Origin of the sequence: Flavobacterium sp. HJ-32-4, assembly GCF_022532105.1 — a bacterium.
GTDB lineage: Bacteria > Bacteroidota > Bacteroidia > Flavobacteriales > Flavobacteriaceae > Flavobacterium.
Map to the genome: position 1 here is coordinate 2,298,269 of NZ_CP092832.1, position 13,254 is coordinate 2,311,522.

The 13,254-nt window shown below is 52.8% G+C and carries 11 protein-coding genes; 1 reads left to right on the forward strand and 10 read right to left on the reverse strand.

Translation table 11 applies throughout. The features are described from left to right. Window positions 1-16 precede the first annotated feature (16 nt). The 6 genes from MKO97_RS09570 to gcvT all read right to left on the reverse strand — a co-directional run bounded on the left by MKO97_RS09570 (window position 17) and on the right by gcvT (window position 6,514). Complete coding sequence (locus MKO97_RS09570; RefSeq protein WP_241102995.1) at window positions 17-409, reverse strand: DUF1801 domain-containing protein; 393 nt, start codon at window positions 407-409, stop codon at window positions 17-19. Window positions 410-474: 65 nt separating this feature from the next. Then, window positions 475-1,254, reverse strand: a complete 780-nt coding sequence (locus MKO97_RS09575) for a DUF3050 domain-containing protein (RefSeq protein WP_241102996.1) — start codon at window positions 1,252-1,254, stop codon at window positions 475-477. A 56-nt stretch (window positions 1,255-1,310) separates the two neighbouring features. Next, window positions 1,311-2,366 (reverse strand): glycoside hydrolase family 130 protein, encoded by a 1,056-nt coding sequence (locus tag MKO97_RS09580; RefSeq protein WP_241102997.1) that lies wholly within the window; start codon window positions 2,364-2,366, stop codon window positions 1,311-1,313. A 168-nt stretch (window positions 2,367-2,534) separates the two neighbouring features. After that, the gene (locus MKO97_RS09585; protein ID WP_241102998.1) at window positions 2,535-3,248 is read right to left on the reverse strand and encodes a YebC/PmpR family DNA-binding transcriptional regulator; all 714 of its coding nucleotides are present in this window, start codon (window positions 3,246-3,248) and stop codon (window positions 2,535-2,537) included. Window positions 3,249-3,381: 133 nt separating this feature from the next. Further along, complete coding sequence (locus tag MKO97_RS09590) at window positions 3,382-5,430, reverse strand: S41 family peptidase (protein WP_241102999.1); 2,049 nt, start codon at window positions 5,428-5,430, stop codon at window positions 3,382-3,384. A gap of 1 nt (window position 5,431) precedes the next feature. Next, complete coding sequence (gcvT, locus tag MKO97_RS09595) at window positions 5,432-6,514, reverse strand: glycine cleavage system aminomethyltransferase GcvT (protein ID WP_241103000.1); 1,083 nt, start codon at window positions 6,512-6,514, stop codon at window positions 5,432-5,434. Between the two features lie 324 nt (window positions 6,515-6,838). On the opposite strand from gcvT, the gene MKO97_RS09600 reads away from it, so the two are divergent. Then, window positions 6,839-7,708: an NAD(P)H-hydrate dehydratase gene (locus MKO97_RS09600; RefSeq protein WP_241103001.1), complete on the forward strand. Its 870-nt coding sequence runs from the start codon at window positions 6,839-6,841 to the stop codon at window positions 7,706-7,708. A 362-nt stretch (window positions 7,709-8,070) separates the two neighbouring features. Here MKO97_RS09600 and MKO97_RS09605 read toward each other — a convergent pair whose 3' ends face one another. From MKO97_RS09605 to MKO97_RS09620, 4 genes are all read right to left on the reverse strand, one after another. Beyond that, window positions 8,071-8,424 (reverse strand): four helix bundle protein, encoded by a 354-nt coding sequence (locus MKO97_RS09605; protein ID WP_241103002.1) that lies wholly within the window; start codon window positions 8,422-8,424, stop codon window positions 8,071-8,073. A gap of 191 nt (window positions 8,425-8,615) precedes the next feature. Beyond that, window positions 8,616-9,125, reverse strand: a complete 510-nt coding sequence (locus MKO97_RS09610; protein WP_241103003.1) for a DUF421 domain-containing protein — start codon at window positions 9,123-9,125, stop codon at window positions 8,616-8,618. Further along, complete coding sequence (rimK, locus tag MKO97_RS09615) at window positions 9,122-10,486, reverse strand: 30S ribosomal protein S6--L-glutamate ligase (protein ID WP_241103004.1); 1,365 nt, start codon at window positions 10,484-10,486, stop codon at window positions 9,122-9,124. Before rimK ends, MKO97_RS09610 begins: the two co-directional genes overlap by 4 nt. Before the next feature lie 110 nt (window positions 10,487-10,596). Further along, window positions 10,597-13,143 carry an ATP-dependent Clp protease ATP-binding subunit gene (locus MKO97_RS09620; RefSeq protein ID WP_241103005.1) on the reverse strand — a complete coding sequence of 849 codons (2,547 nt, stop codon included), beginning with the start codon at window positions 13,141-13,143 and terminating at the stop codon, window positions 10,597-10,599. Between the last annotated feature and the right edge of the window lie 111 nt (window positions 13,144-13,254).

Consider the following 13,254-nt stretch of genomic DNA (forward strand, 5'->3'; position numbering starts at 1 on the left):
AGCTATCAAGACAGGGTTACTTCAACCTTATAAGTTGCCCTTTCCGCTTGACGATGTTTTGGTAATCCCACTGGATGTCACGCGCTTTGGACGACCATTCCAACAGGTCATGCTCGTGTACATCGTCGGCGTTTTGGTAAAAGAAGGAGGCATCCCGGAATTTGCCCGTTCCCATTTTGAGGCGTTCATCGCCAAAATCGGCACCGCTCCAAAACATCAGTCGAATACCCGCTTTCTGCGTACTGTAGCCCGCCACCGGATTGCCGTCAAGGAACCATACGGGATGGGAATGCCAGACCTTTATTTCGGCTTCCGGAAGTCCTTTTTCCAATAGCGCATACAGTCGTTCGCAGATGTGTCTGTCCTCTGATGAAAGGGACGTGTGATAGGTGGCGACGTCGGGTTGCATAGGGTGTTTTATACAAAAATACGTAAAAACAAGCCGCTCGTCCCGGACGTTGAGGGGTTGAAGGTTTATCGTACGACGCCGGATGCCAGTACTTCGCTGACGCTGTCCCACAACTGTTTCCGCATCGTAAGGCTTTGCACCGCGGCCTCGGTGGCTTCCTGCCATTTCGTTTTGTCGTCACCGCACAAAAGCGATGTCATCCGTAGGGCCAGGTGGCTGTGGTGGTCACCGTCTACCTCTATATGGCGCTCCAGGTAATAACAGAAGGTGCCGATTTGCGGGAAGCGGTCACGGAGGTCTTTCACCAACGCCAGGAACATACCCGGAATAAGGTCTTCGCGCCCGAAGGTGAATACGGCCGATTGCACGTGCACACCGTGGTGGCGAATGATGTTGAAGGTATAGGAGACAAACGCACGCGCCGCGGCCGGGACGTCTGCGGTTTCAAAAGCATCTTCCAGGGTTTGTCCGCCCGCCAGTGCCTGCACGAACGTACGGATCGGTTGGGTGTCGGCACCGGCTTCCTCCATGGCCTTGAGGTAGAGTTCGAAATGGCTCATGACCACACCGTCGGCATCTTCGTCTGACTCTTCTCCCAACACGATTTCATTGATCAGCCGCCGCGTAACCGGATCGCCTATCGGTAGCCATGGCAGGGAGGTACAGGTCAGTTCACGTTGTAGCGATTTAAGCAATGACATGAAATCCCATACGGCGTAAACATGGTGTTCCATAAACCGGCGCAGGCCTTCGATATCGGTAATGGAATCGTATAGATCGTGGTGCAGGATAGCGGTTTCAATCGGGGCCAATTGCTGACGGAGCGCAGTAACAGGGGCAGTCATAACGGGTTTTATTTGCCGCAAAGATACAACAGCCCTGCTTCAACAACTGTTGTTTTTTACGTCACGGGAAGAAGGGAATCGAGAATTTCTGCAATTGAAAAACGGGCACCGCACACGAATTCATCGGCGGCACCATAGTAGATCGTCAGTTCATCGCCGTCAACGACATGCCCGTTGGTAAAGACCACGTGACCGAAGAACCCGCTGAGTTCATACGATTCGGTCGGTTCCATGATCGGTGTTTCGCTGCGGGCGATGACGCGGGCCGGATCGCGTAGGTCAAGTAGGAAGGCACCCAGGCAATACCTGTGCTCGGCCGTGGCGCCGTGGTAGATTTCGAGCCAGCCCTTTTCGGTTTTGATGGGCGCGGCTCCGGCCCCCACGCGGGCGCTGTCCCAATACCCGTGGCGCGTCCGGATGAGGCAGCGGTGGTTGCCCCAATGCAGGCCGTCCATCGATTCGGCGAGCCAGATGAAATTCCCGCCAATGGCCACACTGCTCGGTCGGTGCAGTATGTAGTACCGCCCGTTGATGGTTTCTTCGAAAATCGCGGCGTCTTTGTTGTGAGGCGGGAGAATCATACCGTGCCGGTCAAACGAGCGCCAGTCGCGCGTGCTGCGCAGGCCGACCCCCACACCGTTGGAGGAAACCGCTGTGTAGGCGATAAAATATTCGTCGCCTATCAGGCTCACCCGGGCATCTTCTATTCCAAAGCGTTCGTTTTCGCCCTTTGGTAGGATACTGGGGAAATCGGTGGTTTCGACAAAATCCACGCCGTTTTCACTGCACACCAGTCGAAAGTGCGAGAGGGTCGTGAGGTAGTCGAGTCCTTTATAGCGCATCACCCGCGGGTCGGTGGTATCGAGGTCCGGATCGGGGAGGAAGACTTCCTGTATCGCCACCTCTCCGGCCACATCAAAGGTCGGAAACAGCACACTGCCCTCGCGCGGCGACAGGTTTTCGGCTACCCGCAGCAATAGCCAGATTTTGCCGTCAAACCGAAAGACACCCGGATTCAACAAGCAGATGACTTCCATGCCCGGGCGACTGGGGCGGATGTCGGAAGGTACCAGGAGCGGGTTTTCGGGGAAACGGTGGGCAAGGTCCTTCATCTACATCTATTTGGGATAAATATACCGCGTGCGGCACCGCCGTCCTTTCATCCTAACGGGCGTATCTTACAGGATTGTATGGTGTTCTTCTCGAATTCGCACCATTAAAAAAGCCTGTCACGGTTGTACGGACAGGCTTTGCTGGATAGGAGGTAAGTCCTTATTTTTTTAAGACTCTTGCATGGTGTGGTACACGTTCATGACATCGTCGTCTTCTTCGATTTTTTCGAGGAGTTTCTCTACATCCGCCATCTGCTCTTCCGTCAGTTCTTTGGTAACCTGCGGGATACGCTCAAAACCAGAGGAAAGGATGTCAATGCCGCGGTTCTCCAGTTCTTTCTGGATCGCACCAAAACTGCCGAACGGGGCGTAGATCATGATTCCGTCTTCGTCTTCGAACACTTCTTCGGCGCCGAAGTCGATCAGTTCGAGTTCGAGCTCTTCCGGATCGATGCCGTCTTTCGGGATGCGGAAGTTGCAGGTATGGTCGAACATGAATTCAACGGAACCCTGCGTGCCCAGGCTGCCGTTGCACTTGTTGAAATAGCTGCGGATATTGGCCACCGTCCGGTTGTTGTTGTCGGTCGCGGTTTCAATCAGGATGGCGATGCCGTGCGGGGCGTAGCCTTCGAAAAGTACTTCCTTATAGTTGGCTGTATCTTTGTCGGTCGCTTTCTTGATGGCACGTTCGACGTTCTCTTTCGGCATGTTCGCCGCTTTTGCGTTCTGGATGACGGCGCGGAGGCGTGAATTCGCATCCGGGTTCGGACCACCTTCTTTCACGGCCATCACGATGTCTTTTCCAATACGCGTAAACGCTTTCGCCATCGCGGCCCAACGTTTCATCTTTCTTCCCTTACGGAATTCAAACGCTCTTCCCATATGCTAATCGATTAAATGATTTTGGCTATTAAAAACGCTGCAAAAATAAACGTTCCTTTTCTTCCACCCAAATCTTAGACCGAAGTCCGCAGATCCGGCCCTCGGCATCCCGCAAATTCTTTCGTAAGAACCCTTATGGCTTTTGCGCCGCCTGCTTCAGGTCCGCAATAATGGCAATGGCTTCCTCCAGGTACGGATTGGTTTGGGCATCTTTCATCTTGGCCGCATTCAGTTCCAGTTGCCCGTCGTTTTGCTGCATGCGCAACAGGTCGGTGCGGTTGTTGGTGATCCGGCATCCGGTCGGTCGTGCTATGAGGTCTTTCACTTTTTTCCAGGTCGGGTCAACCGAATGGATTTCGCGGAAGACATCGTCAAAAGTCATCGGAAGCGGTGGCTTTTTCCGGCTATATAATTGGTTGATCTCGCTATTCAACGCCGCAATCTCCCCGAACACCGGATCGGCGGCAACCCGCGCCTGGCTGTTGCGAACGGCCCGTTCGATGGGTTTTCGGTCAAAGGGCCGAAACCGCGCCTTCGACACCAGCGTGTCGCGTTGCAAGGCCGTGTCATATTGCCGTTCGCGTTCTACGATACTGTCAAACAGCACCGGAACATTCACATCCGGCTGTATGCCGGCGATCTGCGCACTGCCGCCGGTGATGCGGTAGAATTTCTGTATAGTGACCTTCGCAAACTCGTCTTGTTTGGTTTCGTCAAGCGGAAGGATGGTCTGCATACTCGCCTTACCCAGTGAAGGGGAACCTACCACCACCGCGCGGTTGTAGTCTTGCATGGCGGCCGTAAAGAATTCACTGGCGGATGCGGAGTTTCCGTTGATAAGCACCACCAAGGGTCCGTCATACACCAGGCTTTTATCCGGGTCTTTCAAAACGGTCTGCCGGTTTCGTCGGTCACTCAGCAACGCCACCGGACCGCCTTCGATAAAAAGACCTGCCAGCGCTTCGGCTTCTTCCATCGAGCCGCCGCCATTGTCTTGCAGGTCGAGCACGAGGCCGTCAATACCGTCTTCGGTCAGTTTCTGTATCTCGCGGCGCACGTCGTCCGAACAGCCTACATAGCCGTTGTTGTTGAAATCGGTGTAGAATTGCGGCAATACGATGTAGCCGACTTTGGTGCCTTTTTCAGCAATGAAACTGTAGGCCGTCGTGTCTTCCGCCCGCATGAATTTCTTGCGAAGCGGTACCTCAATCTGGGTGCCGTTTTTCTTCCGGATGGTCAGCACGATGTCGATATGGGCGTCTGAAAAGAGGAAGTCGCCGATGGTCTCCAACGATGCGCACGACACGGTATATTGTATGCCGCTTCCGTTTCCAACTTTCACCACGATATCACCTTTCTCGAATTGTTGCGAACGCGCCGCGGGTCCGCCGGGTACGATCTCATCTACCGTGATCTCCTCGCGTTCGTTCAGCGAGACGTAAAGTCCGAGCGAGAGGTTGCCGGTCGACAACTGCGACATGAACGAGGTGCGGGCGTCATCCGAAAAGTAATTACTGTGCGGATCGAAGTAGGTGCAAAAGAAGTTCAGGAAGTTCGTACGCAGGTCACGCTCTAAGTCACCCGGCGTGTCCAACAGACTATTGACCTTACAAAGGTTGGTGTCAAACGCTTTGGTGCGGGCGTCGGGCTCGAGTTTGGCGAACAGCGGCCGCACCGAGTCGAGCTTCGTGCCTGACCGGGCAATGTCGTCCATTACCTCAAACGCCAGCCGTTTCGACCAATAGCGGGTCAGTTGGGCTTCGTCTTTCTCAAAAGGGAAGGCGTCTTTGCTGAACCGCATGCTGTCGCGTCGCACATACTGCAATGGTTCTGTTTTCAGTTTCTGCAAGATGCCCCGTCGTCTTTCCAACGCCGTCCGGTACGTCTGGATAAAGGTGTCGAGAAAGCGGCAATCGCCATTCTTCACGGCGTCGTCAATCGAGAAACGATAGGTCGCCAGCGCGTCATACTCACCCTGCAAAAACAAGAGGTGGTTTTCGTCGAGGTAGTCGACAAAGCGGTCGAAGACATAGGCCGACAGGCTGTCGTCTACGGGTTTCGGGCGGTAGTGTTCCCGTTGCAGGAGTTTGTTGAGGGCGGCGAGTGTGCGGCAGGTCGACTGGCTGTCCTGTGCGCGAACCAGCAGCGGAAGCAGAAGCAACAGCCAGGCGATCGATTTCATGTTATTTTTTATAGAAGGGCAGTTTTACGACCTGCGCCGGAATATCATTTTTGCGGATACGGATGAAAATCTCGCTTCCCGGTGCGCTGAACGCTGTCGGTACATACCCGAGTCCGATGCCTTTGTTCAGCGACGGCGCCATCGTGCCTGATGTGACCACACCGATTACGTGGCCGTCTTTGTCTACGATTTCGTAGTCGTGACGCGGAACGCCCCGTTCGGTAAGTTCAAATCCGACGAGCTTGCGCGAAACGCCCTGTTCTTTCTGTTGTTTCAGCGCATCGGCATTGACAAAGTCTTTGGTGAACTTCGTAATCCAGCCCAAACCAGCCTCAATCGGCGAGGTCGTATCGTTGATGTCGTTGCCATACAAACAGAAGCCCATCTCAAGACGAAGGGTGTCACGTGCGGCGAGCCCGATCGGTTGGATGCCAAATGCAGCACCGGCTTCGAAAACGGCTTTCCAGATGGCTTCGGCGTGGGCCGCCTTGCAGTAAATCTCAAAACCACCCGATCCGGTGTAGCCCGTGGCGGAAATGATGACATCGTCAAAACCGGCAAAGTCGCCCACCGCAAAATGGTAGTAGGCAATCGCCGCCAGGTCAAGCGACGAAAGTGGTTGCATCGCCTCCACGGCTTTCGGTCCCTGGATGGCGAGCAGCGCGTAGTCGTCCGACTGATTTTCCATTTTCGCGCCAAAGGAGTTGTGCGACGAAATCCACGCCCAGTCTTTGTCGATGTTCGAGGCGTTTACGACCAACATATAGTCATCGTCCGCAAATTTATACACGATCAAATCGTCAACGATACCGCCGTCGGCATTTGGCATACACGAATACTGCGCCTTGCCGGGCACCAGCGTCGACGCGTCATTGGTCGTGACTTTCTGGATCAGATCGAGTGCGCCGGGTCCCGAAATCCGAAACTCGCCCATGTGCGATACGTCGAAAACCCCAACGCCGTTGCGCACGGTGTCGTGTTCGGCATTGACGCCTTCATAGGTAATGGGCATGTTGTAACCGGCGAATGGAAGCATCTTGGCTCCCAACGCCTCGTGGATGTGGGAAAGTGGCGTGTTTTTCATAATCGTTGTTTGTGCTGCGAAGGTAACGGAAATGGAGGAGATTAGAAAGAGTTGGCAGTGGGCAGTGGGCAGTGGGCGGTGGGCAGTAGGCAGTAGGCAGTCGCAGTGGCAGTCGCGATGGCAGACAATTCCCGCTGTTCGTTGCAAGTCCTCGCGGGGTGCCGCTTTTTTATGGGTCTTGCCACGGCTTCCGTTGGTCGCCGCGCAACACCCTAAAAAAGGAGGCACCCCACTGCGGGCTTTCCACTGCCATCGGGGCTGCAGTTTGAGGTATATCGGACGTTATTTCACGGAGAGCGTTCTGGTAATTTCGTACCTTTCGGTATGCAAATCATCACGCCGGCTTTCGCACGTTCGTTATACCGCCCGATTCCCGCCGATACCCACAAAGGCCGGCAGGGCCATGCCTTGCTCGTGGCGGGTAGCTATGGCAAAATGGGTGCTGCGGTGTTGGCAGCGCGTTCGTGCCTGGCGTCGGGCGCCGGACTCGTGACGGTCTTCGCACCGGAATGTGGGTATATAATCCTGCAGACGGCGGTGCCTGAGGCTATGGTTTTGACAGATGAAGCGTTTCGTCATCTCACACACATTGAAATGGGCTTTGCACCACAGGCCATCGGTATCGGACCCGGCATTGGCACCCATCACGACACCGGAAAAGCGCTTTTTAATTTCCTCGAGTCGGCAAGTGTTCCATTGGTGGCGGATGCCGATGCACTCAACCTGCTGTCGACCCACACGGATGCGTTTGCCTTGCTGCCGAAGCGTTCGGTGCTGACACCCCATCCTAAAGAATTTCAACGTATGGTAGGGCAGTGGCGTGACGAAGACGAACGCATCAAAAAGGCCGTGATGCTGTCGGGTGCACTCGATGCGGTCATTGTCTTAAAGGGCGCTCCGACCCTTATTGTCGATAGCAAACAGGTTTTCCAAAACACCAGCGGCAACGCTGCACTTGCCACCGGCGGCACAGGCGATTGCCTCACGGGTATTATTACCGCCCTTTTAGCGCAGGGTTACCCGTCGCTTGATGCGGCGTTACTGGGCGTCTTCCTACACGGCAGGGCCGCTGATATCGCACTGCCGGAAACGGGTTATGAAGGGTTTACTGCAACGCAATTGCCACTCTTTTTGGGTAAGGCGTTCCGGGAGTTGTATCCCACATCGACCGATTCCCGTCATTCCCACCCATAAAACGCATAGTGTAACTATTTGGCTACAAACGTGTTAAAATCGGATAAATATCCGGTAAGAACGGGCAAGCCGGTTTTTTTTTACTACATTAGAGGTACATCAAATGCTGATTATGAGATTGTTAGAAGGGTGTTTCTGCAACACGCTTCCATAACGTCCAGGTCGTAACGTGCTGGCAACGCAGACTTCGGCCAATCGGCAGGAATAGAGAGACTTTATTTGGATAAGGTCTCTCTTTTTTTGTAAATAAGTAACTGAGGAACTGAGTAACTGAGAAGATTAGGGGCGTGGAGAAAAGAGGTGAGCGTAATAAGGAGACTTTTCAAATAGAAACATAGGTATAAACTAAGTAGTCCTATCAATCACTGCAATAATTTTGACATGTAGGCGCTCAGCATGGCGTCAAGTTCCTGCGTCTTGGTAAACAAGTCATCGTGCGCCCGCAAATCCAAATAACCGACACGGTGGGCAATTTCGAGATGTGTTTGGAGTTCAAACAGCGATCCTCGTGCGATTCGCAAGAAATGACCTAGTTCATTTTTTCGACCACGTCCGTATCCCTCTGCGATGTTAGCTGGAAAAGAACTGGCGCTTCTTCTGATTTGAGACAGCAAGCCATAACGTTCTTCAATAGGTAAAGACTGGGTCGCGGAATATACATCGACAGCAAGTGTGACGCCTTTCTGCCAAATAATAAGTTTCTTATGTGCTGACATTTTTTCAGCAAATCTAGAATCCCCGTTTCGATTTTAGTTACGGGTTTTCCGCACTTAACATTTCAATCGAAAGTTATCCCCAATCACTCACTTACTCAGTTCCTCGATTCCTAAGTTTCTCAGTCCCTCAATTCCTCAGTTCCTCAGTTCCTCAGTTACTCAGTTTCTCAGTTCCTCAGTTACTCAATTCCTCAGTTCCTCAGTTTCTTCCTCCTCTTATGCCGCGTTTGTCGCAATTCCTTTTCCCCACTAATAATACTAATATTCCCGTCCGGCTCCAGCATCGCTAATTGCACGTCTGTAATATGTTCCAGGCCATGCTCGCGGATCGCTTCCATCAGTTCATCCGACGTAATATCGAGGCGGGCCAGCATCTTGAAATCGGCTTTGCCGTCGTGCACCAGGATTTCCGGTTTGTTACCCAGCCATTCCGACACGAGTGACGAGCGACGTACGATTTTCTTCAAACCAAAGTTCAGCAGGAATAATACACCCGCGGCGACCAAACCGCCTGCCAATGACACATCGGGTCCGACCATCGCATTCTGCACGGCGTTGCTGATCAACAGGATCAGGATCACGTCGAAGGTGTTGAGTTGCGAGAGTTCCTTCTTCCCAAACACGCGAAGCGCTACTACCATAAAGACGTAAACGGCGGCACTGCGAAGTACGATGTCGAGATACGGGAACCAATGTGTCATGGTTTGAAGTGTTTTTCGATAGCCTTGATCATTTCGCCTGCAATGTCGATGTGGGTCGCGCCCTCGATGCCTTCAAGTCCGGGTGACGAGTTTACCTCCAGCAGCAACGGCCCTTTGGCCGACCGGATGATATCCACTCCGGCTACCTGCAAGCCCATTGCTTTGGCGGCTTTCATGGCAATTTTGCGTTCTTCTTTCGTAGGTTTGATTACGGCCGCCGAACCACCGAGGTGAATATTCGCGCGGAATTCCCCTGGCGTCGCCTCCCGCTGTATGGCCGCTACGACCTTTCCATCAACGACAAATAACCGAAGGTCTTTCCCGTTGGCTTCCTTGATAAATTCCTGTACCAGGATGTTGGCATTCAACGATTTGAAAGCGTTGATGACCGATTCGGCTGCCTTTTTGGTTTCGGCCAATACGACGCCTTTGCCCTGCGTGCCTTCCAACAGTTTGACGATCAACGGCGGACCACCGACCATTTTGATAAGGTCGTCGGTGTCGAGCGGTGAATGGGCAAAACCGGTCGTCGGTATGTCGATATTGTGGTTGAGCAGCAATTGCAACGAAAACAGCTTGTCACGCGATTGTGCGATCGCCGCCGATGAATTCAGGCAGAAGACTTTCAACGCTTCGAACTGCCGGGTGAGGGCGCATCCGTAGAAGGTGATATTGGGTCGTATGCGGGGGATGATGGCATCGAAATCATTCAATACACGTCCGTCGCGGTTGTGGATTTCCGGCTTCGTCGCATCGAGTTTCATGTAGCACTCCCGGATGTTCAGGAAGTGCATTTCATGGCCACGGGTTTCGCCGGCTTCCATAATCCGTCGGTTGCTGTACAGCGCGGGATTGCTGGCCAACAAGCCAATCCGCAAACCCGATTTGGGTGCTACCGCACCTTTGTAAAGCGCTTTAAGGCTGGAAGGTGTCGTTTGCCCCATCAGGTATTTTTCCGCCGGATCGACGACAATGCGGCCAATCATCGCTTCGCGCCCCAACAGCATCCGAAATCCCATGGAATCGCGGTTAGTGAGTGTAACCTCAATCGGCCATGAATTTCCGTTCATGTGGAGATCGACCAGGATGACGAAGCGTTGTTCGCGGAAACCCGACGAACTCTTGACGATACGCTTGTCGACGATCCGGGCTTCACAATGCACGACGGTCTTGATGTTGTCCTGTATGGGGTTCACGTCGAAACGGACCCAGTTTTCCTCTTCTCTGACGAAAGGGGCAATATTGACAGCGTGTAGGGCCGAGGTCTTGGCGCCGCTGTCGACGCGCACTTTGATGGCCGGGATATTCAGGTCGGGGAGGGAACACCATTCCTCACTGCCGACGACGACTTTCTCGTTCATTATTGAACCGGATTACGTCCCAAATGTACTATTGTTTACGCATCGTTCGTCGCTTTTGCGCATAAAAAACCCCTGCATTAACAGGGGCTTCATATTGCAATAACGATTTATTAATTCGTGGGCTCTTGGGCTTTCTGCACTTTCACCGAAAGTTCGTCAGAACCTTCCTGAAGGTCCATGAAGATTTCATCGCCCGCACCAATCTTGTGCGTGATGATTTCTTCTGCCAACGCATCCTCCACATACTTCTGGATAGCGCGTTTCAACGGACGTGCCCCGAACTGCTTGTCGAAACCTTTATCGGCGATAAACGCCTTGGCCGCATCGGAAAGACGAAGGTTGTAGCCGAGGTCGGCGATGCGTGCATACAGCTTTTTCAATTCGATCTCGATGATCAGGTCGATGTCGTGTTTTTCAAGCGGATTGAATACGATGACGTCGTCGATACGGTTCAGGAACTCGGGTGCGAACGATTTCTTCAACGCGTTTTCGATCACGCTTTTCGAATGCTCGTCGGCTTGTGAAATCTTGGCCGCTGTGCCGAAGCCAACACCTTGCCCGAAGTCTTTCAACTGACGCGCTCCAATGTTCGATGTCATGATGATGATGGTATTCTTGAAGTCGATCTTACGGCCCAGGCTGTCGGTCAGGAAGCCGTCGTCCAATACCTGGAGCATCATGTTGAATACATCCGGGTGGGCCTTTTCGATTTCATCAAGCAGGACCACACAATACGGTTTGCGACGTACTTTCTCGGTCAATTGCCCGCCTTCCTCATAGCCTACATATCCCGGAGGCGCCCCGACAAGACGGGAAATCGCAAACTTCTCCATGTATTCGCTCATGTCGATACGAACGAGCGCATCCTCTGAATCAAACAGTTCTTTCGCCAGGACCTTCGCGAGTTGGGTTTTACCCACACCCGTTTGTCCAAGGAAGATGAACGAGCCAATCGGGCGGTTCGGATCTTTCAGGCCGGCACGGTTCCGTTGGATCGATTTGGCGATTTTCAGCACCGCTTCGTTCTGGCCGATGACTTTATCCTTAATAAGATCCGGCAATTTCGCCAGTTTGTTGCTTTCGGTCTGGGCGATGCGGTTTACCGGGATGCCGGTCATCATCGATACGACATCCGCCACGTTGTCTTCGGTTACGACGATACGGTTGTTTTTCGAATCTTCCTCCCACTGTTCCTGTGCGATGGCAAGGTCTTTTTCGATCCGTTTTTCATCATCCCGAAGTTTGGCAGCTTCTTCGTATTTCTGTTTTTTGACGACGGTATTTTTCAGTTCGCGGACTTCCTCCAACTGACGTTCCAGATCCAGGATCTGTTTCGGGACGTCGATGTTGGTGATGTGCACGCGGCTTCCGGCTTCGTCAAGCGCATCAATGGCTTTGTCTGGAAGGAAACGTTCCGACATATACCGGTTGGTCAGCTTCACGCAGGCTTCGATCGCTTCCTGGGTATAGGTGACGTTGTGGTGGTCTTCGTATTTGTTCTTGATATTGTTGAGGATGGTAATCGTTTCCTCAACCGAAGTCGGCTCTACGATCACCTTCTGGAAACGGCGTTCCAGCGCTCCATCTTTCTCAATATATTGACGGTACTCATCCAGCGTCGTAGCTCCGATGCATTGGATTTCACCCCGGGCCAACGCCGGTTTGAACATGTTCGAGGCATCCAGCGAGCCTGTAGCGCCACCGGCACCGACGATGGTGTGGATCTCGTCGATGAAGAGGATGATATCGTCATTCTTCTCCAACTCGTTCATCACCGCTTTCATGCGCTCTTCGAACTGGCCGCGGTATTTGGTGCCGGCTACCAGCGAGGCAAGATCAAGGGTAACGACGCGTTTGTTGAAAAGGATACGCGACACTTTCTTCTGGATGATCCGAAGGGCGAGTCCTTCCGCAATGGCCGATTTACCCACTCCGGGTTCACCGATCAACAGCGGGTTGTTCTTCTTACGACGGCTCAGGATCTGGGAAACACGCTCGATTTCTTTCTCGCGGCCCACGACCGGGTCGAGTTTTCCGTCTTCCGCCAGTTCGGTGAGGTCGCGACCAAAGTTATCGAGAACAGGTGTCTTCGATTTCTTATTCGACTTATTGGCGGGGTTATTGAAACTGCTTTCTTTTAGGCTGTCATCTTGTCCGGAATCATCATTGTAAGATTCATTCCGGGGAAGGTTTTCCATGAATTCTTCTTCGTTTGGCATCATATTCAGGTATTGTTCTTTTGCTGAATCATAGTCGATCTTGAGTTTATTCAGCAATTTGGTTGTGGGATCGTTTTCATTCCGCAGTATGCACAACAATAAGTGCGCCGTACTGATCGAAGTGCTTTGGAAGACCTTCGCTTCGAGAAACGTGGTCTTTAGGGCGCGTTCCGCCTGGCGTGTCAGGTGGAGGTTCTTCTTTTCATTACCGCTTTCTATCGCGGCCGGATTTGCCGGGCTCAGTATTTCGACCTTGCGACGCAGGTGCTCGAGGTCGACTGAAAGATTGTTCAGGATGTTGATGGCTTTGCCGTTGCCGTCCCGCAGAATCCCCAGCATAAGGTGTTCCGTACCGATGAAGTCATGGCCGAGGCGCAGGGCTTCTTCTTTGGAGTACGTGATGACATCCTTTACCCGTGGCGAAAAATTATCATCCATAATTCTAACTTGGTTCTCGTAAATGTACGTATTCGGGTATTGAAAAGCAATAACCGTTCCCATCGGTCAGCTTGTCAGCTAATAGACGAAAAATATCGTAAAGCCGACGTT

Coding starts and splice junctions, on each gene's coding strand:
- MKO97_RS09620 (WP_241103005.1), bottom strand. CDS start 13,143: ATGGATGATAATTTTTCGCCACGGGTAAAGGATGTCATCACGTACTCC.
- MKO97_RS09605 (WP_241103002.1), bottom strand. CDS start 8,424: ATGTCAGCACATAAGAAACTTATTATTTGGCAGAAAGGCGTCACACTT.
- MKO97_RS09590 (WP_241102999.1), bottom strand. CDS start 5,430: ATGAAATCGATCGCCTGGCTGTTGCTTCTGCTTCCGCTGCTGGTTCGC.
- gcvT (WP_241103000.1), bottom strand. CDS start 6,514: ATGAAAAACACGCCACTTTCCCACATCCACGAGGCGTTGGGAGCCAAG.
- rimK (WP_241103004.1), bottom strand. CDS start 10,486: ATGAACGAGAAAGTCGTCGTCGGCAGTGAGGAATGGTGTTCCCTCCCC.
- MKO97_RS09600 (WP_241103001.1), top strand. CDS start 6,839: ATGCAAATCATCACGCCGGCTTTCGCACGTTCGTTATACCGCCCGATT.
- MKO97_RS09610 (WP_241103003.1), bottom strand. CDS start 9,125: ATGACACATTGGTTCCCGTATCTCGACATCGTACTTCGCAGTGCCGCC.
- MKO97_RS09585 (WP_241102998.1), bottom strand. CDS start 3,248: ATGGGAAGAGCGTTTGAATTCCGTAAGGGAAGAAAGATGAAACGTTGG.
- MKO97_RS09570 (WP_241102995.1), bottom strand. CDS start 409: ATGCAACCCGACGTCGCCACCTATCACACGTCCCTTTCATCAGAGGAC.
- MKO97_RS09575 (WP_241102996.1), bottom strand. CDS start 1,254: ATGACTGCCCCTGTTACTGCGCTCCGTCAGCAATTGGCCCCGATTGAA.
- MKO97_RS09580 (WP_241102997.1), bottom strand. CDS start 2,366: ATGAAGGACCTTGCCCACCGTTTCCCCGAAAACCCGCTCCTGGTACCT.